This is a genomic window from Haladaptatus sp. HS23 (assembly GCF_056892285.1).
Genome location: NZ_JBXGLH010000004.1, coordinates 22,399 through 47,537, shown reverse-complemented (window position 1 = coordinate 47,537; position 25,139 = coordinate 22,399). Strand labels below are relative to the sequence as shown.

Below are 25,139 nucleotides of genomic sequence, written 5' to 3'. Positions count from 1 at the left end.
GGCACCCGAAAACTGCGTCGCTCCCTCGACGGGAGAGCAAGCCATTCAAATCCACCGCAACCCAAACTACGCCAGAACGCCGAATGAAGCATCTCCCGAAACACATCAGGCCCCACTGGCGGTATCTCGTGGTCGGACTCGAAGCGTGGCCCGACGCGGACATCGACCGGCGGTCGTTCCAGCGAAGCATCTGGTTCGCCGCACAGAACCTCCTCGGGGACGCCGGAAGCGCGGATGCGGACCTGACGGTGTTCTCCTTCGAGTTCGAAGACGGGGAGGGTGAGGCGTTGGTTCGGGTTCGTCGGGGGCACACTGACGAGGGGCGCGCGGTACTGGCCTGCATCGCCGACGTACACGGCGATTCCGTCGGCGTGTTCGTTCGTGGTATAAGCGGGACGGTGCGAGGTTGTGAAGAAAAGTATTTAGGTCGCCAAAGGGAAGTTTTGGGCGAGAGAAGCGTCGTGTTCGCGGACGAAAATCGTCCCGCCGTCATCCGTGATGGCGTATTCGACATTCAGGTCGATGACTCGTTCGTAGGCGCGACGGAACTCGATTTCGAGTGATACTATGCAGGGACAAGCCCAACAGCAGGCGTACGACCGCGGGATTACCATCTTCTCCCCGGACGGCCGTCTCTATCAAGTCGAATATGCACGAGAGGCCGTCAAACGGGGTAGCGCCAGCATCGGTGTCCGAACCGAAGGCGGCGTCGTCCTCGCGGTGGACAAGCACACGCGGTCGCCGCTCATGGAGCAGACCAGCGTCGAAAAGCTCCACAAGACGGACGACCACATCGGTATCGCCAGCGCGGGCCACGTCGCCGACGCCCGTCAACTCATCGACTTCGCGCGTCGCCAGTCCCAGATCAACCGACTGCGCTACGGCGAACCCATCGGTGTCGAGACGCTGACGAAGGAAGTCACCGACCACATTCAACAGTACACGCAGGTCGGTGGCGCGCGACCGTTCGGCGTCGCACTCATCATCGGCGGCATCGAGAAGGGCGAACCGCGCCTCTACGAGACGGACCCGTCCGGGACGCCGTACGAGTGGAAGGCCCTCGCCGTCGGCGCTGACCGCGGCGAAATCCAGGATTATCTCGAATCGAACTACAGCGAGGAGATGGACTTGGACGGCGGTATCGACCTCGCCCTGAGCGCGCTTGGAACGGTCAACGACGACCAGCTTTCGGCGGGCGGCGTCGGTCTCGCCACCGTCGATGTCGAAACCGAACAGTTCCGCATGCTCGACGACGACGAGGTAGAGGGCTACCTCGAAGAACTCGACCTCCTCGAATCCGAGGACGACGACGAGCCGGAAGAGTAACTTCGACGACTTTCTCGGGAAACATCTTTTAGGTGTGCGCGTTTACTTCCGGGTATGATATCACTTGACGAGGCGGTGACGGCGCGTCTCGAATCGCACGGTGCTCGCTTTGAAGTGCTTGTAGACCCGGACGCGGCGCTCGCCATGAAACGCGGCGACTTCGACGGCGACATCGAGGACGTCATCGCCGCCGAGGACGTGTTCGAGAACGCGAGTCGGGGGGACCGACCGGCCGAGGAGGATTTGGAGACCGTCTTCGAGACGACGGACCCGCTCGAAATCATCCCCGAGGTCATCGAGCGCGGGGAGATACAGATAACGGCCGAACAGCGTAAGGAGATGCAAGACCAGAAGCACAAGCAGTTGGTCAACCGCATCACGCGCAACGCGGTCAACCCGCAGATGGACAACGCGCCCCACCCGCCGGAGCGCATCGAGAACGCACTGGAGCAGGCGGGCTTTTCCGTGGACCCGATGGAACCCGTGGACCAGCAGGTGGACGACGCGCTCGACGCCCTTCGACCGGTCATCCCGATTCGATTCGACGAGGTGACTATCGCAGTGCAGGTACCCGCGAGTTACGCCGGGAGCGCACAGTCGCGGATTCGACAGTTCGGCGATTTGGAGCGCGAGGAGTGGCAAAACGACGGCTCGTGGGTCGGCGTCATGACGTTCCCCGCCGGGATGCAAAACGAGTTCTACGACCTCGTGAACGAACACACGAGCGGCGAGGCGGAGACCCGTATCGTCAAGGACGAAGACGACCTTCAGACGCGATAACGCGTTCATAACGGTCGCTTTTTTTAGGATACGGACGGTTCGGCGGACACATCCTTTTGGGGACCGGTCGTGTATCGAAGACGATGGGGGGTTCCGAACGGCGGTCACGGTTGGGGTGGTGGGCACTCGCGCTCGCGTTGGCGCTGGCCCTCGCGTTCGTCGCCTACGCCTTCGTCGGCACGCTCGTCCTCGGGTTGTTCGTGTACTACGGGTCGCGCCCGGTGTACCGGCGGGTGGCTGGGCAATTCGAATCGAAGACGCTCTCGGCGGCGGGCACGCTGTTCTTGCTCTCACTTCCGGCGCTGTTCCTCGTCGGCTACACCGTCGCCGTCGGGATTCGGGAACTCAGCGCGTTCACGGGGACGGGCATCGAGGCCTACTACTCGCGGTTGATTCCCGGTTCGACCGACGTTCCGGGGATGCTCTCCCATCCGCAACGAATCGTCGGGTCCGACTTGGGGACCGCATGGGGCGAGTTCATGACTGCGGTCAAATCGCTCGGAATCGTCTCCAGAAGCCTTCTCACACTGTTTCTCTCCATCTCGTTCGCCTTCTTTGCCCTCCGCGATGGCGACCGCTTGGCGTCGTGGTTCCGGGGCGAAATGGGCGAGGAGAGTGCCGTCGTCGCCTACCTCACGGCGGTGGACGAGGACCTCGCAATCGTGTACTTCGGAAACGTACTCACCGTCCTGCTCGTCGGTGTGGCGGCGACGATTCTGTACAACGGGTTCGCCACGATTGCCCCAGTGGGCGTGGCCTTTCCACTGCCCACCGTCTTCGCCCTGCTGACGGGGCTTGCGACGTTCGTCCCCCTCGTCGTCGGAAAGTTGGTGTACGTTCCCCTCACGGTCTACTTCGGCTGGCAGGCGCTTCAGGTGAACACCCGTCTCATCTGGTTCCCGGTGGTCTTCTTCGTCGTCTCGTTGCTGTTGTTGGACCTCCTGCCACAGACCGTCATCAGACCGTACATCTCGGGGCGAACGACGCACACGGGGTTGGTGATGTTCGCTTACATCCTCGGCGGCGTCCTCTTCGGCTGGTACGGCATCTTTCTCGGACCGTTGGTCCTCGTTCTCGTCGTGCAGTTCGCCGGCATCGTGTTCGGCGACTTGGTACACGGCAAGCGCGTCACGCCGACCTCATCGCTCTCCATCGGGTCGAATCCGCCGGAAGAAAAGTGAGCCAGTTGTGGGAAGCGACTACGCTTGCAGTCGAATCTCGTCGTCAGTGACCGACGAAATCATTTCCTCTTGGAGCGGGTAAGTGTCCTCGTCCCTGTCCCCCCACCCGAGTTTCGATTTTACCTTGTCGGTGATACCCGGGTTCGGGTCGATGTGCGCGGTGCCGTGGTTCACATTCGAGACGATGCCGACTTCGTCTCCCGATTCGTCCACGACTTTCTTCCCCTCGTCGTCTTCCGTGATCTGTGTTGTTGCCATTGCGTTCCTACATCGTCGGTTCCGCGGGTACCGCCGGTGGTTGCCCATGCAGGGGCTTTATCAGAATCACTCGTCGTTAGGAAGCAACGGATGGTCGTCCGGCGCGCGAGCGAGTTGCCGCTGTGCGGCGTCCCACTCCTCGAAGTAGCCGTAGTCGGTCATCGTGGACATGCCCGCGAGGGCGGCCCGGAGGCTCAATCCGACGAGCGGGACGTCCGCGATGGTGATAATGACGTCCGCCTGTAGGATGACGCCGTCCCTGAGGATTACGTCGAGCAAGTCCACGACAGCGTGGTCGTCTTTCGTCGGTTTCATGCGTCCAACTCCGGTGCGAACGAGTAGGGCGGCCACGGCCCCGTGAACCTGATTTCGACGCCCGGTTCCGCCGCCACGTCGTCCAATACGCGACCGATTTCCTCCTCGCGGTCCTCGTGTGCGAGAAACGACACCTGTACGACCTCCTCCGTTTCGCCCGATTCGAGGATACCTCCTTTCGAATCGACCACGTCGAACTCCGCGACGAGCGGGTCCAGTTCGTCCCGAAGGCGCGTCGTCAATCCGTCCTTCCGCACCGTTCTGAGGTCACGAAGGCGGTTGTCGTACTGCTTTTCGAGGAGGAACGCGGTTCCTTCGCTCGCGTCGTCGATTCGTTCACGGAGGTCGGCCAACTCCTCGTCTTCGGACCGCAGTTCGTCCCGAACGCGTTCTTCGTCCCACGCCACGCCGGCACGGTACTCCCAGTGCCCGGCCAACTCGTCCAAATGGGATTCGAGCATCCCTGACTGGTCTACGAGCCACTCGCGAACCGCGTCGTCGTCCCCCTTTAGAATCGTATCGAAGCGGAACGGAAGCGGGGTCCCGAACGCTTCTCCCGCGGCGTCGATGACCGACTGATGGGTCACTAACCACTCACGAACCGTCGCGAGGTTGTCGGAATCGTAGGGCGAATCACAGGGTTGAACGACCGCACCGAGGCCGTTCTGTACGAGGACGGAAATCGGTTCACCGTCGATGCCGTCCTCCGATAGCTCCGTGTCGTCATCGCTTTCGACGACGCAGTAGAGATAACGGCCCTCGTCGAAGGTCGGGTCAGCCATCGAATCCCTCCACGCCGGGTTCGCGGTCGGCCATATCGATTAGCGCGTCCGAGATCAGGTCGTCCAAATCACCACGGAGGTTTTCGACCCCCTCCTCGATACCCTCCGATTCCTTCAGGCGCTCTAACTCGTCCTCGATGGCCGCTAATTGCGCCCCGAGTCGCTCGATTTCGTCGGGCGACAGGTTGCCGCTTTCCATCCGTCGAATCGCCTCACGCTCCATGGCCTCGACGAGCAGTTCGACCACCGTGATGACGAGCGCGACAAGTCCCTTTCCGGCGTCGTCGCCGTCGACTTCAATCGCCGTCATGTTCGGCCTCCGCCGTCTGGGCGTCTTCCTCGGCCTCCGATTCTGTCGCTTCGTCGTCGGCCGATTCCGCTTCGGATTCCTCCTCGTCCTCCTCTTCCGGTTCTACGCCGACGGTCACGGTTTCCGATTCCGGGAGTTCCTCGACGCCGGCCGCCTCTTGGACGCGCTTCATGTCGGTCCCCTCCGGGAACTCCAAGCCGTACTGTGCGGCCGTTTCGAACGAGGCGAGGGCGGCCCGGAGTTTCACGCCGAGGAGTTCCGTCTCGCCGACCGTCACCACGATGTCGGCGTTGATGACGACGCCCTTGTCGAGGAGGAGTTCCAACATCTCCGCGAGGTCGGACTGGCTTCGGGTTGGGCCGGTTTCACCCATCGTCTTCCTCCTCGAATCGGTTGCCGTAGATTCGTTTGGAACCGCCACCCGACGAATGCCACCCGCTCTTCGGAATCGTCGAGTGTCGGCCGACGCTTCCCACGTCCGACCGCGACCCCGCCGCCGTCGAGTACGCGGACGGATTGTCGGACGACGGCTGTCCCGTGCCGCCCATCGATTCGTTCTCCTCTTTGACCTCCTTCAGGTCGTTTCGGGTGTCCATGAGCTGTTCGCGGAACTCGTCGACGCTCTCCTGCAGTTGGGCCTGTAGCTTCGACTCGTACAGTTCGGACTGCACCTCGTTTTTGAGGTCGCTCCCCATCATGTCGTTTCCGCCGTCTCCGTCCTCGTCCGAATCGACCATGCCGGTCGATTCGAGCGCGTCGGTGAACTCGTCGCTCTCGGTCCACAGGCTCCGAACGTCCGTGGACGACCACAACTCCCGGAACTCGATGGCGCGTATCAGGCTTCGAACGTCGATGAGTTCGCCGGGGTCGCCTTCGTCCACCGCGTCCGGGGTGTCCTCCAACTCGATGATGTCCGGGAGTTCGGAGAGGTCGACGACCTCGGGAACGTCGGTGAGGTCGAGTTCGTCGAGAACGTCCTCGCCTTCGTCCAGCACGTTCCAGAGTTTCTGGGCTTCGCCCGATACGTCCTCGAACGACTCGGCCGATTCGAACGCCTCGGTGAGTCCGTCGAGTCCCGACTGTACCTCGTCGGTGAACGCTTTGATTTGGTTGCTATCCATCTGGCAACTCCCGTCCGATTCGTAGTTCGAGCACGTGGTTGTTGTACGATGCGTTCGTTATGGTCGCGTCCTTCCATTCGAGTCCGAGTCGTTTTATCGGCCGCTCGCCGTCCCGGATTTCGACCATCCCCGTCTCGGCGTCGAACGTGACCTCGACGTCCTCCTTCGAAACGCCGAGGAGGTCGATCGTGACGACAAGTTCGCCGTCCTCCGTTCGAGTGTTCGTCAGGTATTCCTGTCGGCGCTGACGGGACTGGCTCCGTTGTTTCTTCGGCCGTCCCGAATCGATGGGGCCGACGGAAATCCCGTAGTTGATTCTGCTTCGTGGCGTCTCGCGCTCGCCGGCGTACGTTCGCCCCGCGTCGTCGTCCGAGAGTTCGTTCGCCAATCTGACCAATCGTTCGATGAGTCCCATTATCGTTTCACCTCGACTTTTCCGCTTCGCAGTCGTTCGTGGGCCGTCTCCGCGACGTCGAGTCGTGTTTCGAGGGTCGTTTTCCGTTCCTCGTACTCCTCGTCCGACAACTCCCCGAGTTCGTACAGCATGTGTGTCTCCTTGAGTTCGTCCTGAATGCCCGCGATGTCGTACATCTCCTCCACCGCCAGCGAGTGAAGCACGTCCACCATCGACACCAGCGGTTTGAACAACAGGTCGTCGACGATGATCATCGCTGGGCCCCGACGTGGATATCCACGAAGTTGTACGGTGCCCACGGTCCCGTAAACTGGACGGTCAACTCGTCGTACTCGTCGCGTATCTCCCCCACCAGTTCCGCGAACGTCTCGCGGTCCTCGGTCGCAACGAGATACGACCGGTTGAGGACGAGGCGGTCGCTGAACAGGTCGTCTTCCGTCTCGCTCTCGGCGACGGCCGCCAGTCGCTCGCCGACGTCCTCCCGAATCTCCTCGCGTGGCAACTCGTCGTCTTCACCGGCGACTATCTTGACGCCGAGTTCGACGCGGCCCTCGACCTCGTTGAGCGCCTTCGTGAACGCGCGGCGTGCGCCCCTGAGGACGGTCTTCAGGGTTCTGTTGTCCTTGAACGCCATGCCGAACTGCATCGGCACTACGGCGTCGACGTCGTCGCGTTCGAGGACCTCCCGAAGTACCTCGTCGTGTATCTTGCTATCCTCGTCGGTTCGTTCGGGGTCTGTCGTGTCGATATCCGAGACGACGGCGGAGAGCGACCGGTACGTTACCGTGTACACCTCGTCCGTGTCACCTACTGTGTCCGTATCGAACTCGAAATCGTTCTTTTCGACGACCCCATAGACGTATCGGTTCGAACTCATCGTTTCATGGAGACAGTGCTCCTACGACTGGAAACCGACGTGATGTGCGTTAATAAGTCGTGTGGCGGAGAGCGCAAGCAAACGCCGCGTTCGGGGCGTATCGGTGGTCGTTCCCGGCCTCTATCGTCCCCTCAAAGACTCCGAGAGAGGAGTCCGAGTTTCGTCACTGTGCAGCTTTTCGTTGGTCCAATTCGTCCATCAGGTCGTTCGCCAACGTTTCGAGGTCGTCGTTCGAGAGTTGGTTGAGTTCGATTTCCGAGTCGTCCTCGGAGTCCGTCTCTCCCTCATCTTCGGTTTCGCTTTCCGACTGCTCGTTTTCGGATTCTTCGTCTTCCGACGACTGCTCGTCTTCGGCTTCGCTTTCCGACTGCTCGTTTTCGTCTTCACCACCGTCAGCGGACTGTTCCGCTTCATCCTCGTCTTCGTGTTCGCCTTCGCCGATGCTGCTCGCGGTGGCGATTATCTCCTTTGCCTCCTCCTTGCTCACTTCGAAGGCGTCTTGGACTCGTTCGCGGACGAGTTGTTCGCGCGTTTTCTCCCCTTCCGCGTCGTCCGTTTCCTCGTTTTCCTCGATTTCTCGTTTGGCTTCGAAACGGGATTCGAGGCGGTTTCCGACCGACTCACCGACCCTCCGACCGACGAGCATCCCGAGCCCACAGCCGACGAGGCGTCCCAGGTCCCGACCGACCGTTTTCCCATTCTCCGCTTCCATTTCGGTGAGTTCGTCCACCAATCCTTCGAGGGTCACGTCCTCGCCTACGTTCTGTTCCACCAGCGTTCGTACCGTTCCTGTTTCGTCTTCGGTCATATCGTCCCCCATTTACCGCTCCGCGACGTCGAAAATCTCGTTCTGTGTTTCGACGCGGCCGCGTCGGTATCGACCGGCGCGACCGTAGCCTTGGACGGAGCCGTCCGGCCCGAGGCTGATAACGTACCGTCCGAGGATGTCCTGTGTGTCCGGAATCGAGTTTCGTTCGACGACTTCGGCGACGACCCGCCACCCGTCTTCGTCCTGTTCCTCGACTTCGACGATGCTGTCGAGCGGCGACCCGATAAGGTCTCCGGCGATGGCTCGCCCGACGTCCCTCGCGTCGTAGAGGTCGAGTTCGCCCTCGCTATCGACGACTTCCTCCGCATCGACCGATTCCTCCGACTCTGCGTCGTCCGACGAATCGTCTTCCTTCTGCCCCTCGACCGCAGAGGACAGTCGACCGAGCACGTCGTCGAGTTCGCCCGTTTCGGAACTGCTCGTTTGTTCGGTCATCGTTCCCCCGAAAGCGAATCGTGACCGAGTGACATAATATGTGTGCCTGCAAACCGGCTTCCGATTCGGTGCCGTTCCCGGCGGAAACCGCTGCCCGATTCCCGGTCAGTTAAAAGGAACTTGCAGTGTCGGCCCTAAGCGTGAAATATCGTCCACCTACACTTCACATCCTAGGGATTCGGTTCCCGTGAACAACCATGGTACAAGCAGATCCAAACTCATCGAGTCTTGCGGACGTTCTCGACCGCATCCTCGACAAAGGTGTCGTCATCGACGTATGGGCGCGCATCTCCGTCGTGGGCATCGAAGTGCTGACCGTCGAGGCGCGTGTCGTGGTCGCCTCGGTCGACACGTTCCTCCACTACGCAAAGGAGATGGCGAAGTTAGAAAGAGCCTCCTCGGACGACGAGGTCGACTTCGAGCAGGTCGAAGTCGCGTCGCCCGAGGCCAGTACGTCATAAGCACGGCCTGAGAGATCATGTCCGAAGCTGATCAGTGCCGGGCACTCACGGAGGGCGGAAAGCGATGCTCCCGTCCGGCACAGAACGACGGTTTTTGCCACCAGCACGGTCCGGATGACGAGACGATAGACGATGCTGGAGATGGAAACAGATCGGAAACGAACGGCGAGAGTAATCAAGGGGAAAACGTGAGTGAAGACGAGACCGAACGCGAAGATGGCAACGAGAACGCCGACGGAAACGGCGAATACGACGTAATGGACGTCCGCGAGACGGTCGAAAACGTCGCCGACGATTTGGTCGGGCATCCGCTCGACGGGATTATCGAAATAGCGGACGACGGCGACGGCTGGGAAGTCGTGGTCGAAATGGTAGAACGGAGCGCGATTCCGGACACCCAGGACATCCTCGGGCAGTACGAAATATCGCTCTCCGAGTCGGGTGACGTAAGCGGCTACCGTCTCCGGGAACGATACCGCCGGGGTGACAGTCAGGAGTGGTGAGCTATCCCTTTCGGAATCCGATCATGAAACCGCCGACGAATCCGGCGCTCACCGAGAGCGTCGAGAGGAGGGTAGTAATCCACGACGGCGGCGTGCCGTTCCCGGCCGCTTGACCGGTTTTTAGCAGTCCAGCGGAGAGCTTTTCCCAGTCCACCGACAGTATTCCGCGCGATTCGAGGAACTTGAACAGGGCGAGTTCGAGGCCAACGATGACCGCGACGAGCTTCGCGATTTTCTTCGCGGCGAACCCGATGATACCGCCGATGACGGCACCGCTTCCCAGTTGTAGTCCGAGTTGTTGAGGGTCTATCCCGACTTGCATCGTCCCACTCAGTACGCTGATAGGTTAAGTTTCTTGTGTTTTTCACCCGGTTCCAAACGTAAAACCGATAGAAAGAGCGGCCTGAGGCGGGTACAGCTGTTGTGACAGAGAATTTGTCTTTCTTCGACAGTCTCGACGAAACGACACCACGCAACGCGCTCCCGATGGTTTTAAACAGATGAACGACCCGATATAACACATCAATGGCTTTCGAGGACCTGTTAAGCGACCCGGTGATTCAGAAATATCTTCACGAACTGGTCGGGCCGAAGGGAATGCCGGTGGCCGCCGCGCCGCCGGACGGCGAAGTGACCGACGAGGAACTCGCCGAAGAACTCGACCTCGAACTCAACGACGTTCGACGGGCGCTGTTCATCCTGTACGAGAACGACTTGGCGACGTATCGACGCCTCCGTGACGAGGATTCGGGCTGGCTCACCTACCTCTGGACCTTCGAGTACGACAAGATACCGGAGAACTTGGAGGACGAGATGTACCGCCTGCTCGACGCGCTGAATCAGCGCCAGGAGTACGAACGAAATCACGAGTTCTATCTCTGTGAAATCTGCTCGCTTCGGTTCGAGTTCGGCGAAGCGATGGACTTCGGCTTCGAGTGTCCGGAATGCGGGTCCCCGCTCGAATCCATGGAGAACTCGATGCTCGTCGAGTCCATGGAGGACCGAATCGACGACCTCAAAGACGAACTCAACGTCGAGACGCTCGGTGCATAATGGTCGTTCTCGCAACCAAAGTGTACGTCAGCGGCGACGCGAAGCGACGCGCACTCGACGGTCTCCAGTCCCTCATCCACAACACGCTCGGCGACCTCGACGTCGAGTACGACATCGGCGTCCGTCACGACGACTTCGTCTCGGTGACGGTCGAAGGCGAGGACGAGGTCATCGCTCGAAACCTCCTCTCCGAGGAGTGGGGCGAAATCACGCCGAACCTCCGCGACGGCGAGACCTACGTCGGCACGCTCGAAGCGTGGGACGACGACGGCTTCGTCCTCGACGCCGGACAGGAGGTTCGGATTCCGGCGGCCGAACTCGGTCTCGGCCCCGGCAAACCGGAACAGGTGGTCGAACGCTTCGGACTCGTTCAGCACTTGGCGATGGAGTTCGTCTACGATGAGGACGGTACGTCGCGCCTCTCGGACGACGAGCGTGACCGACTGTTCGACTGGACGCGCGGAAACGGTCGCGTGAACGTCAACAGCGCGACGCGGGGCGAGGTCCGGGCGACGGTCAACCGCGCCGGACACGCACAGGACATCGTGACCGTCGAGCGACTCGGCGTGTTGGAACAGAGCATCGTCTGTACGGAGAACACGGACCCACCGGGACTGCTCGCCAGCATCGGCGGCTACATCCCGGCGGAAATTCGTTGTGTAATTCCATGAGGAAACGGTTCGCCCTCGCGATTGGTCTACTCCTCCTCCTCGCGGCCAGCGCCGGTTGTACCTCGATGTTCGGCCCGGGCGAAATCAGCCAACAGAAACTCTCGAAGAACGCGACGTACGACTGGGACACGTCACAGAACGTGACGTACAACGTCACGAGTCACCAGTATCAGGCGATATACGAACTGAACAAGAAGGGGACCCTCGAAATCCATCAAGAGGAATCCTTCGGCGAGGAGGCACCCGTCGAGATTTCCGCCGTGCAGTTCCGATATCCGAATGGAACGGTCGTCGGGGCCGATAAAATCACGGTGAAGAAGACGAAATCCTCGACCATCATCAAGCCGCCACAGGGACAGGGGACGCTCGCGTACACGGCGTCGAGACAGGGAAAGACGTTCTACGTCCCGACCTACCTGAAGGACAAGACGTACGAGGTCACCATTCCGCGCGGCATGCGGGTCGATACGTTCCTGCTGAGCGACGTTCGACCCGGCAACTACGAAACGACGATGGAAGACGGACGGGAACACATCGTCTGGTCATCTCCGGTGTCGTCGGACGGCATCTCGGTCCGCTACTACCTCGGCCGCGACAAGTGGATATTCGCGGGCATCGTGGGACTGGCACTCCTCATCGGCGTCATCGGTTTGGCCTACTACCGCTATCAGATTCGACAACTCGAACGCGAACGGGAGGAGATGGGCCTGAACATGGACATCTCCGACGACGACATGGGCGACGGTCCGCCGCCCGGAATGTGAGAGTACTTTTCTTCATCGCGGCCAACGGGTTCGTATGAACGTTGCGCTGGTAACAGTCGGAGACGAGATTCTCTCCGGGGATACCGTCAACTCGAACGCCTCGTGGTTGGGCGAACGACTGACCGAACGCGGTGTGGCCGTGGAACGGGTCTTCGTCGTCCCGGACCGAGTGGCCGATATCGCTCGCGTCGTGAACGAGGCTCGCGCCGAGTACGACGCCGTCCTCGTCACCGGTGGCCTCGGTCCGACCCACGATGATTTGACGATGGAGGGTATCGCGGCGGCCGTCGGCGTTCCCGTCGAGGAACACGAGGAAGCCGTCGAATGGATAGAGGAGCATTCGGACTACTCGCACGCCGACCTGACGAGCGGAACGACCCACCTCCCGAAGGGGTCGCGCATGCTTCCGAACGAGGTGGGCGTCGCTCCCGGCGCGGAAATCGAGGACATCTACGTCCTGCCGGGCGTGCCGAGCGAGATGCACGCCATGTTCGAGCGGGTCGCCGACGAGTTCGACGGCGACCCGTACTACACGGGGACGGTTGCGGCCGGTGAACCCGAGAGCGCGCTCCTCGACCGATTCGAGACGCTCCGCGAGCGGTTCGACGTGAAAGTCGGGAGCTATCCGGGCGACTACGTGCGCGTCAAAATCGAGGGGACGGACGAGGGGACCGTCCGAGAGGCGGCCGAATGGCTACGCGAGCGGGTCGAAGCGCCGGACGAGGACGCCTAACGGTAGAAGTAGGCGAGCCACGCCACGGTGAACGCGAGTCCGGCCACGAGAACGACGATACCTGCCGCGTTTGCGGGAACGGTTTCGAGTGGAATCATACTCGGCGGTTGTCGGCGCTCTCTCTTAAGGTTTGAGAACTACACCCAGTGGCTGGTGTCCGACGCGAGTCGTTTTCTGGAGCAGCCTCCACCCCGCCAATACCCACACGCCTTTCGTCCGCGCTCACAAAGGCCCACCCATGCGAATCGGCGTGGTCGTCAACCCAATCGCGGGGATGGGCGGGCGAGTCGGCCTGAAGGGCACCGACGGAAAAGTAGCGGAGGCGCTGGACCGAGGAGCCGAACGACGCGCACCAGGGAGGGCCGTGGACGCCCTTTCGGCGCTGTACGACCGTTCGCCCGACTCCGAACTGCTGACCTACGGCGGAGAGATGGGGGCAGAAGAGGCACACGCCGCGGGATTCGACCCCGAAATCGTCGGCGAACCGGGCGAGAGGGAAACGAGCGCGGCGGACACCCGTGAGGCGGTCCGCAGACTAATCGCCGAAGGCGTCGACCTGCTTTTGTTCGTCGGCGGGGACGGAACCGCCGTGGACGTAGCCGAGACGCTGGGCGAGTCCGGGGCTGACATCCCGATGCTCGGCGTCCCTGCCGGGGTGAAGATTTACTCCTCGGTGTTCGCGGTGACGCCAAAAGCGGCGGGACGGGTCGCGGCGTCGTTCGACCGCGTGGAGGAGCGCGAGGTGAACGACATCGACGAGGAGGCCTATCGCGCGGGCGAGGTGCGTGCCGAACTGAAGGCCATCGCTACCGTTCCGGTGGCGGAGTCGCTCCAGTCGAGCAAGCAAATAGGGGGCGGGACCGTCGAAAGCCTCGCGGCCGGCGTCGCGGACGACGCGAAACCCGGCGTCACTTACGTCCTCGGACCGGGAAGCACCGTCGGAGCGATCAAGTCCGAGTTGGGATTCGACGGGTCACCGCTCGGGGTGGACGTGTGGCGCGACGGTGAGGTCATCGCCCGCGACGCGAACGAGGAGGAACTCCTCGCCGCGCTCGGCGACGAAAACGTCATCGTCGTCTCGCCCATCGGCGGACAGGGGTTCGTCTTCGGGCGCGGAAACCACCAGATTTCGCCGGACGTGATTCGCCGCTCGGACGTGGAAGTGGTCGCCTCGAAGACGAAACTGGACGGAATCGGCGTGCTTCGGGCCGACACCGGGGCCGAGGACGTGGACGAGTCCCTCCGCGGCTGGTGGAAAGTACGCGTCGGGCGGTTCGAACGGAGAATGTTGAAACTATCGTGAGGCATTTAGTGGCATACGGTGAAGTTTAAGGCTTCCGACGCGGATGAAAGGATATGGAAACACGGAAGGTTCAACGACTGGGGCCATCGACGTTGGCGATGACCCTCCCGGCGGAGTGGGCACAACAACACGGGGTGGAGAAGGGTGACGAGGTGTCCCTTCGTATCAGCGGGAAGGGGACGCTCACCGTCCTCCCCGAGTCGGCCCACGACGAGGAGTCGGAGGCGACGATTCACACCGAGCAGTTGGACGCGGACGCGGTCGAACGCGCCATCGTCGCACAGTACGTTTTGGGACGGCGCGTCATTCACGTCGTGAGCGACGAGACGCTCGAAAGCAGCCACATCAACGCCGTCTACAACGCGGAGACGCAGTTGATGGGTCTCGGCGTCATCGAGGAGACGCCGGAGAGCATCGCCATTCGATGCTCGGTGGACCCCGAGGACTTCGACTTGGACAATCTGCTCGAACGGTTGGAGAACACGGGCAGCACCATGCGCGGCGAGGCCGTGAAGGCGCTCGCCCACGGCAACCCGGACCTCGCACAGCGGGCACTCAACCGGGAACGACAGGCGAACAAGATCTTCGTCCTCCTCCTGCGCCTCATCTTCACGGCACACGAAAACCCCGCCATCGCCCGCGCCATCGGGTTGGACAGCGGTTTCCCGCTCATCGGCTACCGCTCCATCGCGAAGAACCTCGAACTCACGGCGGACAACGCGGAGGACATCGCGGATATCGTCCTCGAAGCGGAGGGACATTCGCTCGAAGTCGATAGTTCGACCATGCGTCGAATCCGTGAATTCACGGACCAAGTGGACGAGATGACCGCGCTGGCGGTGCAGGCGGGCGTCGAACGGGATTACGACCTGACGCTCGAAGTGAGACACAAGTTCCACGAACTCGGCGACCGGGAATCCGATATCCTGTCCGACCTGCCCGAGATGTCGAACGACGACCTCCTCGAAGTCCGTGACGTACTCGTCAGCCTCCAACATACCGCCCAGTACGCGATGCGGAACGCGGAAATCGCGGCGAATCTGGCGCTCAACGAGGAGAGCGAGCACACGACCATCAACTAATCCCACCGACTATCCCGATTATTTCTCCCATTTCCGACCCGTAGTCGGAAGAATCAATACCCGCGACAGACACGGTGGGAACACGATAGAGCGTAGTCGAGACAATGATAGAGCGAACGTATTCTGACGACATCACGGAAGAACAGGACGGCGAGACGGTATCGATTGCGGGACACGTCCACGACATTCGGGACCTCGGTGGACTCTCCTTCGTCATCGTCCGGGACCGGGAAGGACAGACGCAGGTCGTATTCAAGGAGGGAAACGACGAGGACCTCTTCGAGGCGTCGAACGACCTCGGCAAGGAAGACGTCGTGCGCATCACGGGGTCGGTGAAGGCGAGCGACCAAGCACCCGGCGGCGTCGAACTCATGCCGTCCGCGCTGGAGGTCATCAGCGAGGCCGAATCCCCCCTTCCGATGGAAGTGGCGAAGGACATCGAGTCGGACCTCTCCACGCGACTCGACAACCGGAGCATCGACCTCCGAAAGTCCGAAGCGTACGCGGTGTTCTCGCTCCGCTCGAAACTCGTCAACGCGATGGAGGAGTGGTTCGACGGCGAGGGATTCCGCAACGTCGATACGCCCCTCCTCTCGCAGGAAGGTGCGGAAGGCGGCGCGGAACTGTTCCCCGTCGTCTACTACGGCGAGGAAGTCTTCCTCTCCCAGAGCCCCCAGCTGTACAAGCAGATGCTCATGGCGGCCGGGTTCGACAAAATCTACGAGACGGGTACCGCGTTCCGCGCGGAAGCGTTCGCCACCTCCCGTCACGTCTCCGAAATCTCGATGTTCGACGTCGAGTTGGCGTACATCGACGACCACCACGACGTGATGGACGTTCAGGAGGAGTCGCTTCGCTACACGCTCGAACGGGTCAGCGAGAACGCTGCGGACGAGTTGGAGACGCTGGGCGTCGAACTCACCGTCCCGGCCGAGCCGTTCCCCCGCGTCACGTTCGAGGAGGCCCGCGACATCCTCGCCGCCGAGTTCGACCACGTCCCGGAGGACGAGACCGACCTCGATACGAAGGGCGAGAAACTGCTCGGCCAGTACTTCGAGGAGCAGGGCCATCCCGCCTTCTTCGTCGTCGGCTACCCGGACGAGAAGTTCTACTACAAACAGGACGTGCCAGCGGACGACATCGCCTCCCGGAAGTTCGACCTCATCTACAAGGGCCAGGAACTCTCCTCGGGCGGCCAGCGTGAACACGACATCGAGACGATGAGCCAGTACATGGAAGACCAAGGGGCCGACCCCGAGAACTTCCACTTCTATCTGGAAGCGTTCCGGTTCGGCATCCCGCCGCACGGCGGCTACGGTCTGGGCATCGACCGACTCGTCCAGAAGGTCGGCGAACTGGACAACATCAAAGAAGCCATCCTCTTCCCGCGCGACCCCGACCGCGTGACGCCGTAGACGGGACTCGCGTCGTTTTTGTTTTTCGTCCGTTTTTCACACGTTCGAGCCGTGCCGCGCCGTCGTCTCAGTCGGCGCCGACCTCCGTTTTGCCCACCGCGACGGCCGTCTCCTCCTCTTTCTCCGCGGTCAGCGGATTCCGCGAGGAGATTCGGCACGGGAAGTCGGGGTGCTCCCCGAAGTGTCGGACGAGCAGGTGACGGCGCGACCCGGTGATTCCGGTCCGACCGACGTCCTCCGCGGTGAACGTCTCGGGGAGGCGGTCGAACAGGCGGGCCATCGCGTCGAACGTTCGGAACACCTTGGCGTTGCCCGCGGAGTCGGCGCTCCGACGGGAGACCTCGTAGCTGCCGTCCTCGCGGAAGGTCCCCGCGGTGCGGAAGAACTCGCGGCGCTCGGTCAGCGCGTCGCCGACCGCGTCCTGCAGGTCCGTGGCAGTTTCGCGCGATAGCTCGAAGGTTTCGCCATCGATGTCCACTCGAATCGATTCACCGTCCCGCGTTGCGGTTACGGTATTCTCATTACGGGAGAAGAACTCGACCAGGAGAGTGAGTACTCCGTGTCATACACCCATCTGCTCGGGCCGGAATAAAAACTCTATCGGTGGTGGTGATTTCTACGTCAGTCGAAACGCCTCTCGCTTGCGAGGAGGTCGCCGAGTATGCCACCGTCGTCCGTGGCCGCATCAGTGTCCGTCGTGGCTGTCGCGTCGGTACTCGTCGCGGCTGTCGAAGTCGTACTGTCATCCGCCGCCGACGTCCCGGCGTTCCCCGAGGTAGTCGTCATCGATGTCGCGGTTTCACCGTCTGCGGGACCTCCCGACGCGTTTCCGGTCGCTTCGAGGGCACCTTCCGCCGAATCGTTCTCGAAGATGTGGGTCTCTATCCGTTTTTCGTAGGTGAGTTTCCGAAGCGGGATGCGAATCGTCCCGCCGTTCGGGAGTTCGATGTTCGCGTAAAACGAGATTTTCAGGTCCGTCTTCTGCCCGTTCTTGAGGTGACTGACCCACCAGTCGTCGAGGTTGTCGTTCCGAATGATGGTCCGCATTCGGAGCGTCTTCTCCGATTTTCCGGGAATCGTGTACGGACGGTCGGTCGTTCCGTTGCCGACGGCGATGCCGTTCATCGTCACGTCGTAGCCGATTTCGCTCACGGTGTAAGCCACCGATTTCGGGTTGTACACTCTCATTCGCATCCGTATCGGGGTTTCTTCTCGCGTCACGCTCCCCCAGTTCGCGCTCGTCTCGTTCACGTAGAGAACGGGGTCGGAAACGAACGGCGCGTTCGCGTTCACGGGGCGCGTCTCCGTGGAATTGAACTCGCTGATGATGTCCGTCTCTATCGGTTGACTGTACGGGACGCGAACCAACCTGCCCACCAGCGAGGAGTGAACCGTCGATTGAAGTCGGAGTGTGGTCCGCTCGCCGTTACGGATGTGTGTTACCCACCACTCGGGTATCTTGTCGTTTTGCATCCGCGTCGAGAATCGAAGCGTCGTGTTGCCCTTGTCGAGGGCGAGGCTTCCCCTGCTCCCGTTCGCCATCGTCACGTTGTTCATCTCGACCGCGTAGTCTACCGACGTGTTACCGGCGCCGATGCCGATGGGATTCGGGTTGTCGACCACGAGCGCGGTTTCGATGCCAGTCGTTTGATTTGTTACTTTTCCAAACTCGTTGTCGACCCCCGTGACGCTCGGAACGCCGAGAACGCCGTACAGGACGCCTGCACCGACGAGCGCGGCGACGAGTACGATGACGAGAAATCCTCGCTTTCCGAGACGTAAGAGTACCTTACTGCTTCCCAGACCCATACGCCGTTCCTAGAGAGCGGAGTCAAAAAGCTCCCGAATCGACGGCGTAACGGGGAGACCACTGTAGTGAGTAGAATGAACTAAGTCACCGCTCTAGAAAAGGGGACGTATGGCAGGAACACAGACGGTGACGACGGATATGGGAATGGGACTTTCCGTCCTGTTCGTCCTCCTCGCATTCGTCGGCGCAGCGGTAATGTTTGTTACACCGGGAACGGAAACGGCCGCGTGGGGCTTTGCAACAGCGATAGTTTCGGGTGTCCTCGCAGTCGCCGCGAGTCATCTCTACCAGAACTGACTCGAAATCGATACTTGTTGCACGGAGGATAATGGTTAAGGCCGTCAGGCGCGTAGTGGGGCTGAGGATGACAGATTTCAGCAACGAGGAACAGCGTATCCTCGAGTTCCTGCGCGAGAGCGTGGCAGGTGGTGAGCGCTATTTCCGCGCAAAGAACATCGCCAAGCACCTCGGACTCTCATCGAAGCAAGTCGGGTCACGGCTTCCCCGACTGGCGGAAAAGTCCGAAGACGTGGATATCGAGAAGTGGGGACGCGCCCGTTCGACGACGTGGAAGGTAAGTCCGAGCTAAGTGGTTGGCTTTTTACCGCTACAGCCTAATCTAGTCGTATGACTGTCCGGGTAGAGCGGACTTTCGACCTTCCGGTTCCGCCGGAAGAGGTCTGGGAGTTCATCGCCGACCCAAAACGACGAGCGGAGGCCATCAGCGTGGTTGCGGACTACGACGCCGAGGCCGGTGGGAGGGAAGCGACGTGGCACATCGAGCTACCGATTCCGTTCGTGAGCAGAACGATTCCGGTCAAAACCGAGGACGTGACCCGGGAGGAGCCGCGATACGTGAAGTTCGTGGGTCGCTCCTCGGCGATGCGCGTCACGGGAGAACACAAAATAGAGGAGACGGAAACCGGGTGCAAACTTCACAACCGGTTCATCGTCGAGGGAAGCGTACCGGGCATCGAACGCTACTTCAAAAAACATCTCGACGAGGAGCTAACGAACATGGAGTCCGCGCTGCGTGAAGAGGTCGGTGTCGTCTCGTGAAGCTCGCACTCGCACAGATCGCCATCGAGGGGGGCGACGTAGCGGAGAACGTTCGCCGCGCGACCGAGGCCATCGAATCGGCGGCGGAACGCGGTGCGGACCTCGTTGCACTTCCGGAAATATTCAACGTCGGCTACTTCGCCTTCGAGACGTATCAGCGAAACGCGGAACCGCTCGACGGTCCGACGCTCACGCGCATCTCCGAACTCGCGGACGAACACGACATCGGTGTCCTCGCGGGAAGCATCGTGGAAGACCTCTCCGAAACGGCAGGCGAGACCCCAGCCGAGGAGGGACTCGCCAACACGTCCGCCTTCTTCGATCGTGATGGAAATCGGAAGGCCGTGTATCGAAAACACCACTTGTTCGGCTACGAGTCGGCCGAAGCGGAGATGCTCGTTCCCGGCGAATCGCTCGGCATCGCCGAGTTCGAAGACGTGACCGTCGGGATGACGACCTGTTATGACCTTCGATTTCCCGAACTATACCGCTCCATCGCGGAGGCCGGCGCGACGCTGGTACTCGTCCCGAGCGCGTGGCCGTATCCGCGCGTCGAACACTGGCGGGTACTCACACGAGCGCGCGCCATCGAGAACCAGTGTTTCGTCGCGGCGATCAACGGCTCCGGGTCGTACGAGGATGCAACTCTCCTCGGCCGGTCATCGGTGTACGACCCGTGGGGGACATTGCTCGCCGGGACGGGTGACGAACCGGAAATCGTGATACGTGACATCGACCCGGCGCAGGTATCGCGGGTCCGCGAGGAGTTCCCTGCGTGGCACGATAGGCGACGCTAACCCGGCAAAAAAACTGACAAAGGGATGTGGTTATAGCGCGATTGCGTGGCTGTCCGACAGCGTTTCGGGGACGCTGTGGTGGTACGTCACCGCACCTGCGTTCGTGACTATCTTCAGGGTGAACTCCTCACGTTCCTGGAGACCGTCGGTCATCTTCCCTGTGTCGAGAACGATGCGGAATCGGTCGGCCCGATTGACGAGGACGGGAAGCGTGTCGTCGTTGTCACGAACCGCTTCGATGGTGAAATTCTCGCTGTTCGGCGTGCTTCCGTTCACCAAAATCAGTCCGTTGTCCGGTCCAAGCCATTCGATGGTCGCCGTTGAAAGGTTGATGTCGCCCGAACCGGATCCTTTCATCACCGTGAGGTTGACGTAATCAACCACGTGCTGGTTCCTCGAAGAGTTATACGTCACGTTCCCGGTCGTGCTGATCACGTGGACACGATTCGTGACTTGTGCGGTACTCTGCGTTCCTGTTCGCTCGGATTTCGACTGCAGGAAGCCTGCCGTGTTGATGAGGACACCGGCCGCGATGGCAGCGACTAATACCATCGCGATGAACACGATGAGCGTCCCGATACCGACTTGACCTCGCTCCGAACGAAAAATCTCTATCTTTTTACTAGTCATGTTTGTTGTCTTTCGGGTTTTGTTTGATATTTGTCAGTCCACTACTGGACGAGTACGGTCAGGAAGCTATTATAACCCACAGACTGTTATCATGTTTGAGAATCCTACAGAGACGGAAAATTGTCACTTCCCGTTCGGTGTTCCTCCGAGTAAAAACGTCCTCACTAGGAGCTCAATTATCGTCGAGAATCGGCAGTCCGCCGCTTAGTCTGCTTGAGGTGCGACCGCTTCGCGTTCGGTCGCACGCATGCCGGACGTGATAGCCTCGGACAGCGCAAAAACAGCCGCTTTGTGGTCTGTTTTTGATTTATGAATGGACGTCGGTCGTACTCCGAGAGAGTCATAATCGTCCAGCGTAATCTGTTTCCCGTCCTGTTCTTCGAAATGATTGCCAACTTCCGCAAGCAGGCCGTGAAGGTGGATGAGCTCCTGCTTCTTCATAAGCACACGAACGTAACGGTTGCAGGGTTATATTATTATCTTGAGTCCCGTTAGCACGCCGTATAGTCAGTGATTCGGTGGTTTCCAGCCGGTATCGAAAATGACTCCGGCATCGTCCACTCCTCGACGACGTTTTCCTCGCTACGGGCGGAAGGAGGGGGACGGGTAAAAGCGGCTTATCGTTCTAAATCGATCCGTTGGTCGAAGATAACCTCTGCTTACTGGAGCTGTTTGAGGGTTTCGAGGTCGCGCTCGGTTCTCGTGAACTCCGACGTTCGTCGGGTCGCATGACAGTTCGGACAGTGAAACTGTCGCTGCGGTTCTGGCAGCTCTTTGGGGCTGGACTCCCAGTGTTTTCCGCATTCTGGACAGAGCAACCGAACGTAGGTTTCCACCATACCCCTATATCGGTCGGATAGAAGAAAAATCTTGTTGGCACTCCTCTTGAATAGAGCATCCGCTGTGCGTCGTTCGTCGCCGGACGAAATCCGCTTAGAGCCGTTCGAGATTCGTGGCTCGCGGTCCTTTGTCTGCCTGTTCGATGTCGAATTCGACTTCCTGTCCCTCCTCTAAGTCCGGGCCGCCGACATCCTCCATGTGGAAGAACACGTCGTCGTCCGCGTCGTCAGTCTCGATGAAACCGTAGCCGCCGGTGTCGTTAAAGAAGGTGACCGTACCTTTCACCATTGCACGTAGACAGAACGGGGTGACGAACATAAAAATTGCGGCTATTGGTATCATATACCACGAATCACATCCCTTCCTCCACTATTAGTAGAGGCAAAGGTATATACCGAAGTAGTCAAAACTCTATTTTAGAGATGTCTAAAAGGTCTGTATTTCTGGTTGTGAAGGTGTAGTATCCATGAACGAGTTGATAGAGATATTCCTCGCATCCGTGCGGGACGGCTACGTGCAAGTGAGCGCGTTCGTCGCGGTCACGGTTCTCCTCTTCGGCCTCGTCCAGTACCGGACGAACGGCGCGCTGGTCGAACGGCTCTCCGAACACGAACGCCTCCAGCCGCTGTTCGGCGCGCTCATGGGGCTCACGCCGGGCTGTGGTGGCGCTATCGTGATGATGCCGTTGTACGTTCGTGGCACGGTCAGCTTCGGTACCGTCGTCGCGACGCTCATCGCAACCGCCGGTGATTCGGCGTTCGTCATCCTCGCCCTCGCCCCGAAAGCGGGGCTGTACGCCTACGCCGTCGCGTTCGTCACGGCCATCCTGTCCGGCTACGCCATCGACCGCTTCGGAATGGGCGTGGGCCGAATCGACCGCGCCGTCGCGTCCTTCGGACGAACGGCGACCGACGGCGGATTCGCCGCGGACAATCCCGGCGGCAATCCGACACACGACTACGAACCCGGTTGCGAAACCGGGGTCGCACGAACCTCGTCCGTCCTGACGCCGCTGAGCCACGCGCTTCACGCAGTGTGGTGGGTTTCCGCTGCTGCCGCGCTCGTCTTGGGAGTCATGTACCTCCTCGAGAGCGCGCCGGACGTTCCGCTCGCGTTGGGTCCCACATACGCCGGAGCGTTCACCGTCGTCGGCGTGACGGGAACGGCGCTTTCGTTCTACCTCTACTTCATCGGGCGACACTACCTCGGCGACGGACACGTCGGGCGTGCTCCCGAATCGTTCGCCGACGGCTACGAGACGCTCACGCACGCCGCGATGGAAACCAGTTTCGTCACCGTCTGGGTACTCGCCGCGTACCTCCTCTACGAGTACGGTATCCTCGTCTTCGGCATCGACGTGGGTGCCCTCGCCACGGCGGCGGGCCTCCTCGCACCGATTGCCGGGGCCGTCGTCGGACTGATTCCCGGCTGTGGCCCGCAAATCGTGTTGGCCAGCGTGTACGCCGAGGGTGCGATTCCGTTCTCCGCGCTCACCGCGAACGCCATCAGCCAGGACGGCGACGCGCTCTTTCCCCTCATCGCCATCGACAAGAAAGCCGCGGTCGTCGCGTCCATCTACACGACGGTTCCTGCACTCATCGTCGGCGTCCTGCTCCACGTCCTCTTCGGACCGATGACCGGTTTCGGCGTTCTCGGGTAAACCGCTCGCCGATTCAGAACTCTTTTATGAGTCCGTGGTACCACTGAGTTATAGAATGGATTCGAATCGGAGGCGGAGATGACGATACCCACTGCACAAGCGCTTGCGGTCACGGCGGGAACGCTCGCGTTGTCCGCGGTGCTCGGAGGGTGGTACAGTCGCGGAAAAATCTCGTCCGCCGAAGCGTTCGTCACCGCGCGGAACACGACCAGTCACGGGGCGACGACGGCAACGCTCGTCGCGTCGAGCATGGGCGCGTGGATACTGTTCAGTCCGGCGGAAGCGGGCGCGGCCTTCGGCGGCATCACGGCCGTCGCCGGGTACGCCCTCGGAAGCGCCGTCCCGATGGTCGTTTTCGTCCGTCTCGGACCTCGTATCCGTCGTCTCATCCCGGACGGGCACACGCTCACCGAGTACGCCTATGCCCGATACGGGTCAGCGATGTACGCCTACGTCCTGCTGGTCAGCGTGTCCTATATGTTCGTCTTCCTCGCCGCCGAGATGACTGGAATCGCGGGAGCGTTGTCGTTTCTCGCCGCCGTTCCCGAGTGGCAAACCGCGGGACTCGTCGGGTTCGGGGTCCTCGTGTACGCCGGATACGGCGGCCTGCGCGCCAGCATCTTCACCGACACTATACAGACGTTGCTCGTTCTGCCGCTGCTGGCGGTCTGTTTCGGCGGCGCGGTCCTCTCGCTCGGCGGAACGAGCGTGCTCTACGAAACCATCACGGCGACGAATCCGACGCTCCTCGACCCCGGATTCCTCCCCGGACTCCAGTTCGGGGCGTACATCGTCATCGCGGTACTCGGTGCGGAGATGCTGAATCAGACGTGGTGGCAGCGAATCTACGCCGCTCGGGACGAGGCGACGGTTCGCCGGTCGTTTGGAGTGGCTGCCGTCGCCGTCCTTCCCATGCTCACGCTGGCGGGCGTCTTCGGCATCGCCGCCTCCGGCATGAACCTCGTCGTCGCGGATTCGACCGCCCCCGGATACAACGCCGACGTGGCTCTGTTCGTCCTCGTCGCGAACGCGCTCCCCGACTGGGTCGCGCTCGTGGTCGTCCTCCTCGCCGTGCTGCTCGTCGCCAGCACGGTCGATACCCTGTTCAACGCGCTGTCGAGCGTCGTCACCGCCGACCTGCCGTTGCTCCTCGACGACCCCGAAGAACGGACGTTGACCCGAACTGCGCGACTCAGTACCGTTCTCGTCGCGCTCGCCGCGACCATTATCGGCGCACAGGGATACAGCGTCCTCCAACTGTTCCTCACCGCCGACCTCCTCGCGGCGGCGACCTTCGTCCCGCTCCTCGCCGGGTTGTACTCGCCCGGACTCACGGAGCGCGGCGCGCTCGCGGCGAGCCTCTCCGGTCTGACGCTCGGGGCCGCGTTCATGCCGACGCTTCGTGGACTCCTTCGGTTTCCGTTTCTGCCGAAGCCATCGTTCCTCGCCGCCTTCGGCATCGCGGCGCTCGTCTCGACGGGCATAGCGCTCTGCGCCGCCAAACTCTCCGACGAGTCGTACGATTTACGCGACCTCTCGACGCGTATCCGCCGGTTAGACGAGCGAGTCAGTGACGGCGATGAGCGACGATGACGCTCGCCATTCCTCCCGTCGTCCCGTTGACCGTCGAATCGACGGCGTTCGCCGTCCTCGTTTGGGGGTCGATACTGCTCGTGCTGGTGACTGCACTCTACGTCTTGACCGCAACGCTCGCCGAAGAATAAAGGGA

At 61.1% G+C, this 25,139-nt stretch carries 38 protein-coding genes; 20 read left to right on the top strand and 18 right to left on the bottom strand.

All coding sequences use genetic code 11. From position 1 onward, the window contains the following. Positions 1–83 precede the first annotated feature (83 nt). From AC1XDK_RS12935 to AC1XDK_RS12920, 4 genes are all read left to right on the top strand, one after another. Positions 84–563 (top strand): Rpp14/Pop5 family protein, encoded by a 480-nt coding sequence (locus AC1XDK_RS12935; protein WP_483350315.1) that lies wholly within the window; start codon positions 84–86, stop codon positions 561–563. Positions 564–567: 4 nt separating this feature from the next. After that, on the top strand, positions 568–1,326 hold the full coding sequence (psmA, locus tag AC1XDK_RS12930; protein WP_483350314.1) for an archaeal proteasome endopeptidase complex subunit alpha: 759 nt from the start codon (positions 568–570) through the stop codon (positions 1,324–1,326). Positions 1,327–1,380: 54 nt separating this feature from the next. After that, positions 1,381–2,106, top strand: a complete 726-nt coding sequence (locus AC1XDK_RS12925) for a ribosome assembly factor SBDS (protein WP_483350313.1) — start codon at positions 1,381–1,383, stop codon at positions 2,104–2,106. An 83-nt stretch (positions 2,107–2,189) separates the two neighbouring features. Continuing rightward, on the top strand, positions 2,190–3,287 hold the full coding sequence (locus AC1XDK_RS12920; protein ID WP_483350312.1) for an AI-2E family transporter: 1,098 nt from the start codon (positions 2,190–2,192) through the stop codon (positions 3,285–3,287). Positions 3,288–3,305: 18 nt separating this feature from the next. On the opposite strand, the gene AC1XDK_RS12915 is transcribed toward AC1XDK_RS12920, so the two are convergent. From AC1XDK_RS12915 to gvpO (AC1XDK_RS12865), 11 genes are all read right to left on the bottom strand, one after another. Continuing rightward, positions 3,306–3,545, bottom strand: a complete 240-nt coding sequence (locus AC1XDK_RS12915) for a PRC-barrel domain containing protein (protein WP_483350311.1) — start codon at positions 3,543–3,545, stop codon at positions 3,306–3,308. Between the two features lie 66 nt (positions 3,546–3,611). Beyond that, entirely contained in the window at positions 3,612–3,860 is a 249-nt protein-coding gene (gene gvpM, locus AC1XDK_RS12910; RefSeq protein WP_231183152.1) for a gas vesicle protein GvpM, read from the bottom strand. After that, a complete protein-coding gene (gene gvpL / locus AC1XDK_RS12905; RefSeq protein ID WP_483350310.1) occupies positions 3,857–4,642 on the bottom strand; it encodes a gas vesicle protein GvpL in 786 nt (261 codons plus the stop codon). Before gvpL ends, gvpM begins: the two co-directional genes overlap by 4 nt. Then, positions 4,635–4,952, bottom strand: coding sequence for a gas vesicle protein K (locus AC1XDK_RS12900; protein WP_483350309.1), 318 nt, complete (start codon positions 4,950–4,952; stop codon positions 4,635–4,637). The genes gvpL and AC1XDK_RS12900 overlap by 8 nt, the downstream gene beginning before the upstream one ends. Then, complete coding sequence (gvpJ, locus tag AC1XDK_RS12895) at positions 4,939–5,325, bottom strand: gas vesicle protein GvpJ (protein WP_483350308.1); 387 nt, start codon at positions 5,323–5,325, stop codon at positions 4,939–4,941. The genes AC1XDK_RS12900 and gvpJ overlap by 14 nt, the downstream gene beginning before the upstream one ends. Then, a complete protein-coding gene (locus AC1XDK_RS12890) occupies positions 5,318–6,073 on the bottom strand; it encodes a hypothetical protein (protein WP_483350307.1) in 756 nt (251 codons plus the stop codon). The genes gvpJ and AC1XDK_RS12890 overlap by 8 nt, the downstream gene beginning before the upstream one ends. Continuing rightward, positions 6,066–6,488 carry a gas vesicle protein GvpH gene (gene gvpH / locus AC1XDK_RS12885; RefSeq protein WP_483350306.1) on the bottom strand — a complete coding sequence of 141 codons (423 nt, stop codon included), beginning with the start codon at positions 6,486–6,488 and terminating at the stop codon, positions 6,066–6,068. The genes AC1XDK_RS12890 and gvpH overlap by 8 nt, the downstream gene beginning before the upstream one ends. Then, positions 6,488–6,742, bottom strand: coding sequence for a gas vesicle protein GvpG (gene gvpG, locus AC1XDK_RS12880; protein WP_231183146.1), 255 nt, complete (start codon positions 6,740–6,742; stop codon positions 6,488–6,490). The genes gvpH and gvpG overlap by 1 nt, the downstream gene beginning before the upstream one ends. Continuing rightward, positions 6,739–7,365, bottom strand: a complete 627-nt coding sequence (locus AC1XDK_RS12875) for a GvpL/GvpF family gas vesicle protein (protein ID WP_483350305.1) — start codon at positions 7,363–7,365, stop codon at positions 6,739–6,741. The genes gvpG and AC1XDK_RS12875 overlap by 4 nt, the downstream gene beginning before the upstream one ends. 163 nt (positions 7,366–7,528) lie before the next feature. After that, complete coding sequence (locus AC1XDK_RS12870; protein WP_483350304.1) at positions 7,529–8,173, bottom strand: hypothetical protein; 645 nt, start codon at positions 8,171–8,173, stop codon at positions 7,529–7,531. Between the two features lie 12 nt (positions 8,174–8,185). Next, positions 8,186–8,629: a gas vesicle protein GvpO gene (gene gvpO, locus AC1XDK_RS12865; protein WP_483350303.1), complete on the bottom strand. Its 444-nt coding sequence runs from the start codon at positions 8,627–8,629 to the stop codon at positions 8,186–8,188. Positions 8,630–8,826: 197 nt separating this feature from the next. Here gvpO (AC1XDK_RS12865) and gvpA point away from each other — a divergent pair, with 197 nt between their 5' ends. Continuing rightward, the gene (gene gvpA, locus AC1XDK_RS12860) at positions 8,827–9,090 is read left to right on the top strand and encodes a gas vesicle protein GvpA (protein ID WP_231183142.1); all 264 of its coding nucleotides are present in this window, start codon (positions 8,827–8,829) and stop codon (positions 9,088–9,090) included. Between the two features lie 17 nt (positions 9,091–9,107). Beyond that, positions 9,108–9,593, top strand: coding sequence for a gas vesicle protein GvpO, halophile-type (gene gvpO, locus AC1XDK_RS12855; RefSeq protein ID WP_483350302.1), 486 nt, complete (start codon positions 9,108–9,110; stop codon positions 9,591–9,593). A 1-nt stretch (position 9,594) separates the two neighbouring features. On the opposite strand, the gene AC1XDK_RS12850 is transcribed toward gvpO (AC1XDK_RS12855), so the two are convergent. After that, the gene (locus AC1XDK_RS12850) at positions 9,595–9,915 is read right to left on the bottom strand and encodes an FUN14 domain-containing protein (RefSeq protein ID WP_483350301.1); all 321 of its coding nucleotides are present in this window, start codon (positions 9,913–9,915) and stop codon (positions 9,595–9,597) included. A 203-nt stretch (positions 9,916–10,118) separates the two neighbouring features. Here AC1XDK_RS12850 and tfe point away from each other — a divergent pair, with 203 nt between their 5' ends. The 7 genes from tfe (at position 10,119) to aspS (ending at position 16,614) form a co-directional block, all read left to right on the top strand. Next, the gene (gene tfe / locus AC1XDK_RS12845; RefSeq protein ID WP_483350300.1) at positions 10,119–10,646 is read left to right on the top strand and encodes a transcription factor E; all 528 of its coding nucleotides are present in this window, start codon (positions 10,119–10,121) and stop codon (positions 10,644–10,646) included. Further along, entirely contained in the window at positions 10,646–11,317 is a 672-nt protein-coding gene (locus tag AC1XDK_RS12840) for a DUF2110 family protein (RefSeq protein WP_483350299.1), read from the top strand. The genes tfe and AC1XDK_RS12840 overlap by 1 nt, the downstream gene beginning before the upstream one ends. Further along, on the top strand, positions 11,314–12,081 hold the full coding sequence (locus tag AC1XDK_RS12835; protein ID WP_483350298.1) for a DUF5803 family protein: 768 nt from the start codon (positions 11,314–11,316) through the stop codon (positions 12,079–12,081). The genes AC1XDK_RS12840 and AC1XDK_RS12835 overlap by 4 nt, the downstream gene beginning before the upstream one ends. A gap of 34 nt (positions 12,082–12,115) precedes the next feature. Further along, positions 12,116–12,814 carry a competence/damage-inducible protein A gene (locus AC1XDK_RS12830; RefSeq protein WP_483350297.1) on the top strand — a complete coding sequence of 233 codons (699 nt, stop codon included), beginning with the start codon at positions 12,116–12,118 and terminating at the stop codon, positions 12,812–12,814. Positions 12,815–13,052: 238 nt separating this feature from the next. Beyond that, positions 13,053–14,117, top strand: coding sequence for an ATP-NAD kinase family protein (locus AC1XDK_RS12825; RefSeq protein ID WP_483350296.1), 1,065 nt, complete (start codon positions 13,053–13,055; stop codon positions 14,115–14,117). A gap of 53 nt (positions 14,118–14,170) precedes the next feature. Beyond that, the gene (locus tag AC1XDK_RS12820) at positions 14,171–15,199 is read left to right on the top strand and encodes a PhoU domain-containing protein (protein WP_483350295.1); all 1,029 of its coding nucleotides are present in this window, start codon (positions 14,171–14,173) and stop codon (positions 15,197–15,199) included. Positions 15,200–15,303: 104 nt separating this feature from the next. Next, positions 15,304–16,614: an aspartate--tRNA(Asn) ligase gene (aspS, locus tag AC1XDK_RS12815; RefSeq protein WP_483350294.1), complete on the top strand. Its 1,311-nt coding sequence runs from the start codon at positions 15,304–15,306 to the stop codon at positions 16,612–16,614. 67 nt (positions 16,615–16,681) lie between these two features. Here the strand turns inward: aspS and AC1XDK_RS12810 are convergent, their stop codons facing one another. After that, a complete protein-coding gene (locus AC1XDK_RS12810; protein WP_483350293.1) occupies positions 16,682–17,092 on the bottom strand; it encodes a DUF7528 family protein in 411 nt (136 codons plus the stop codon). Between the two features lie 143 nt (positions 17,093–17,235). Then, on the bottom strand, positions 17,236–18,423 hold the full coding sequence (locus AC1XDK_RS12805; protein ID WP_483350292.1) for an LEA/WHy family protein: 1,188 nt from the start codon (positions 18,421–18,423) through the stop codon (positions 17,236–17,238). A gap of 109 nt (positions 18,424–18,532) precedes the next feature. Between AC1XDK_RS12805 and AC1XDK_RS12800 the strand changes: the two genes are divergently transcribed. The 4 genes from AC1XDK_RS12800 to AC1XDK_RS12785 all read left to right on the top strand — a co-directional run bounded on the left by AC1XDK_RS12800 (position 18,533) and on the right by AC1XDK_RS12785 (position 20,280). Then, positions 18,533–18,721, top strand: coding sequence for a DUF7525 family protein (locus AC1XDK_RS12800; protein WP_231183131.1), 189 nt, complete (start codon positions 18,533–18,535; stop codon positions 18,719–18,721). A gap of 67 nt (positions 18,722–18,788) precedes the next feature. Beyond that, positions 18,789–19,013 carry a DUF7123 family protein gene (locus AC1XDK_RS12795; RefSeq protein WP_483350291.1) on the top strand — a complete coding sequence of 75 codons (225 nt, stop codon included), beginning with the start codon at positions 18,789–18,791 and terminating at the stop codon, positions 19,011–19,013. A gap of 38 nt (positions 19,014–19,051) precedes the next feature. Beyond that, on the top strand, positions 19,052–19,483 hold the full coding sequence (locus tag AC1XDK_RS12790) for an SRPBCC family protein (RefSeq protein ID WP_483350290.1): 432 nt from the start codon (positions 19,052–19,054) through the stop codon (positions 19,481–19,483). Next, entirely contained in the window at positions 19,480–20,280 is an 801-nt protein-coding gene (locus tag AC1XDK_RS12785) for a carbon-nitrogen family hydrolase (RefSeq protein WP_483350289.1), read from the top strand. The genes AC1XDK_RS12790 and AC1XDK_RS12785 overlap by 4 nt, the downstream gene beginning before the upstream one ends. A gap of 30 nt (positions 20,281–20,310) precedes the next feature. Here AC1XDK_RS12785 and AC1XDK_RS12780 read toward each other — a convergent pair whose 3' ends face one another. The 4 genes from AC1XDK_RS12780 to AC1XDK_RS12765 all read right to left on the bottom strand — a co-directional run bounded on the left by AC1XDK_RS12780 (position 20,311) and on the right by AC1XDK_RS12765 (position 22,038). After that, entirely contained in the window at positions 20,311–20,910 is a 600-nt protein-coding gene (locus tag AC1XDK_RS12780) for an archaellin/type IV pilin N-terminal domain-containing protein (protein ID WP_483350288.1), read from the bottom strand. A 204-nt stretch (positions 20,911–21,114) separates the two neighbouring features. After that, positions 21,115–21,351 carry a UPF0058 family protein gene (locus AC1XDK_RS12775; RefSeq protein ID WP_483350287.1) on the bottom strand — a complete coding sequence of 79 codons (237 nt, stop codon included), beginning with the start codon at positions 21,349–21,351 and terminating at the stop codon, positions 21,115–21,117. Between the two features lie 218 nt (positions 21,352–21,569). Then, a complete protein-coding gene (locus tag AC1XDK_RS12770) occupies positions 21,570–21,749 on the bottom strand; it encodes a DUF7836 family putative zinc-binding protein (RefSeq protein ID WP_483350286.1) in 180 nt (59 codons plus the stop codon). A 94-nt stretch (positions 21,750–21,843) separates the two neighbouring features. Further along, positions 21,844–22,038 (bottom strand): cold-shock protein, encoded by a 195-nt coding sequence (locus AC1XDK_RS12765; protein WP_483350285.1) that lies wholly within the window; start codon positions 22,036–22,038, stop codon positions 21,844–21,846. 178 nt (positions 22,039–22,216) lie between these two features. Between AC1XDK_RS12765 and AC1XDK_RS12760 the strand changes: the two genes are divergently transcribed. The 3 genes from AC1XDK_RS12760 (at position 22,217) to AC1XDK_RS12750 (ending at position 25,134) form a co-directional block, all read left to right on the top strand. After that, the gene (locus AC1XDK_RS12760) at positions 22,217–23,410 is read left to right on the top strand and encodes a putative manganese transporter (protein WP_483350284.1); all 1,194 of its coding nucleotides are present in this window, start codon (positions 22,217–22,219) and stop codon (positions 23,408–23,410) included. A gap of 78 nt (positions 23,411–23,488) precedes the next feature. After that, on the top strand, positions 23,489–25,003 hold the full coding sequence (locus AC1XDK_RS12755; protein WP_483350283.1) for a sodium:solute symporter family transporter: 1,515 nt from the start codon (positions 23,489–23,491) through the stop codon (positions 25,001–25,003). Next, entirely contained in the window at positions 25,000–25,134 is a 135-nt protein-coding gene (locus AC1XDK_RS12750; protein ID WP_483350282.1) for a hypothetical protein, read from the top strand. The genes AC1XDK_RS12755 and AC1XDK_RS12750 overlap by 4 nt, the downstream gene beginning before the upstream one ends. The last annotated feature ends 5 nt before the right edge of the window (positions 25,135–25,139 follow it).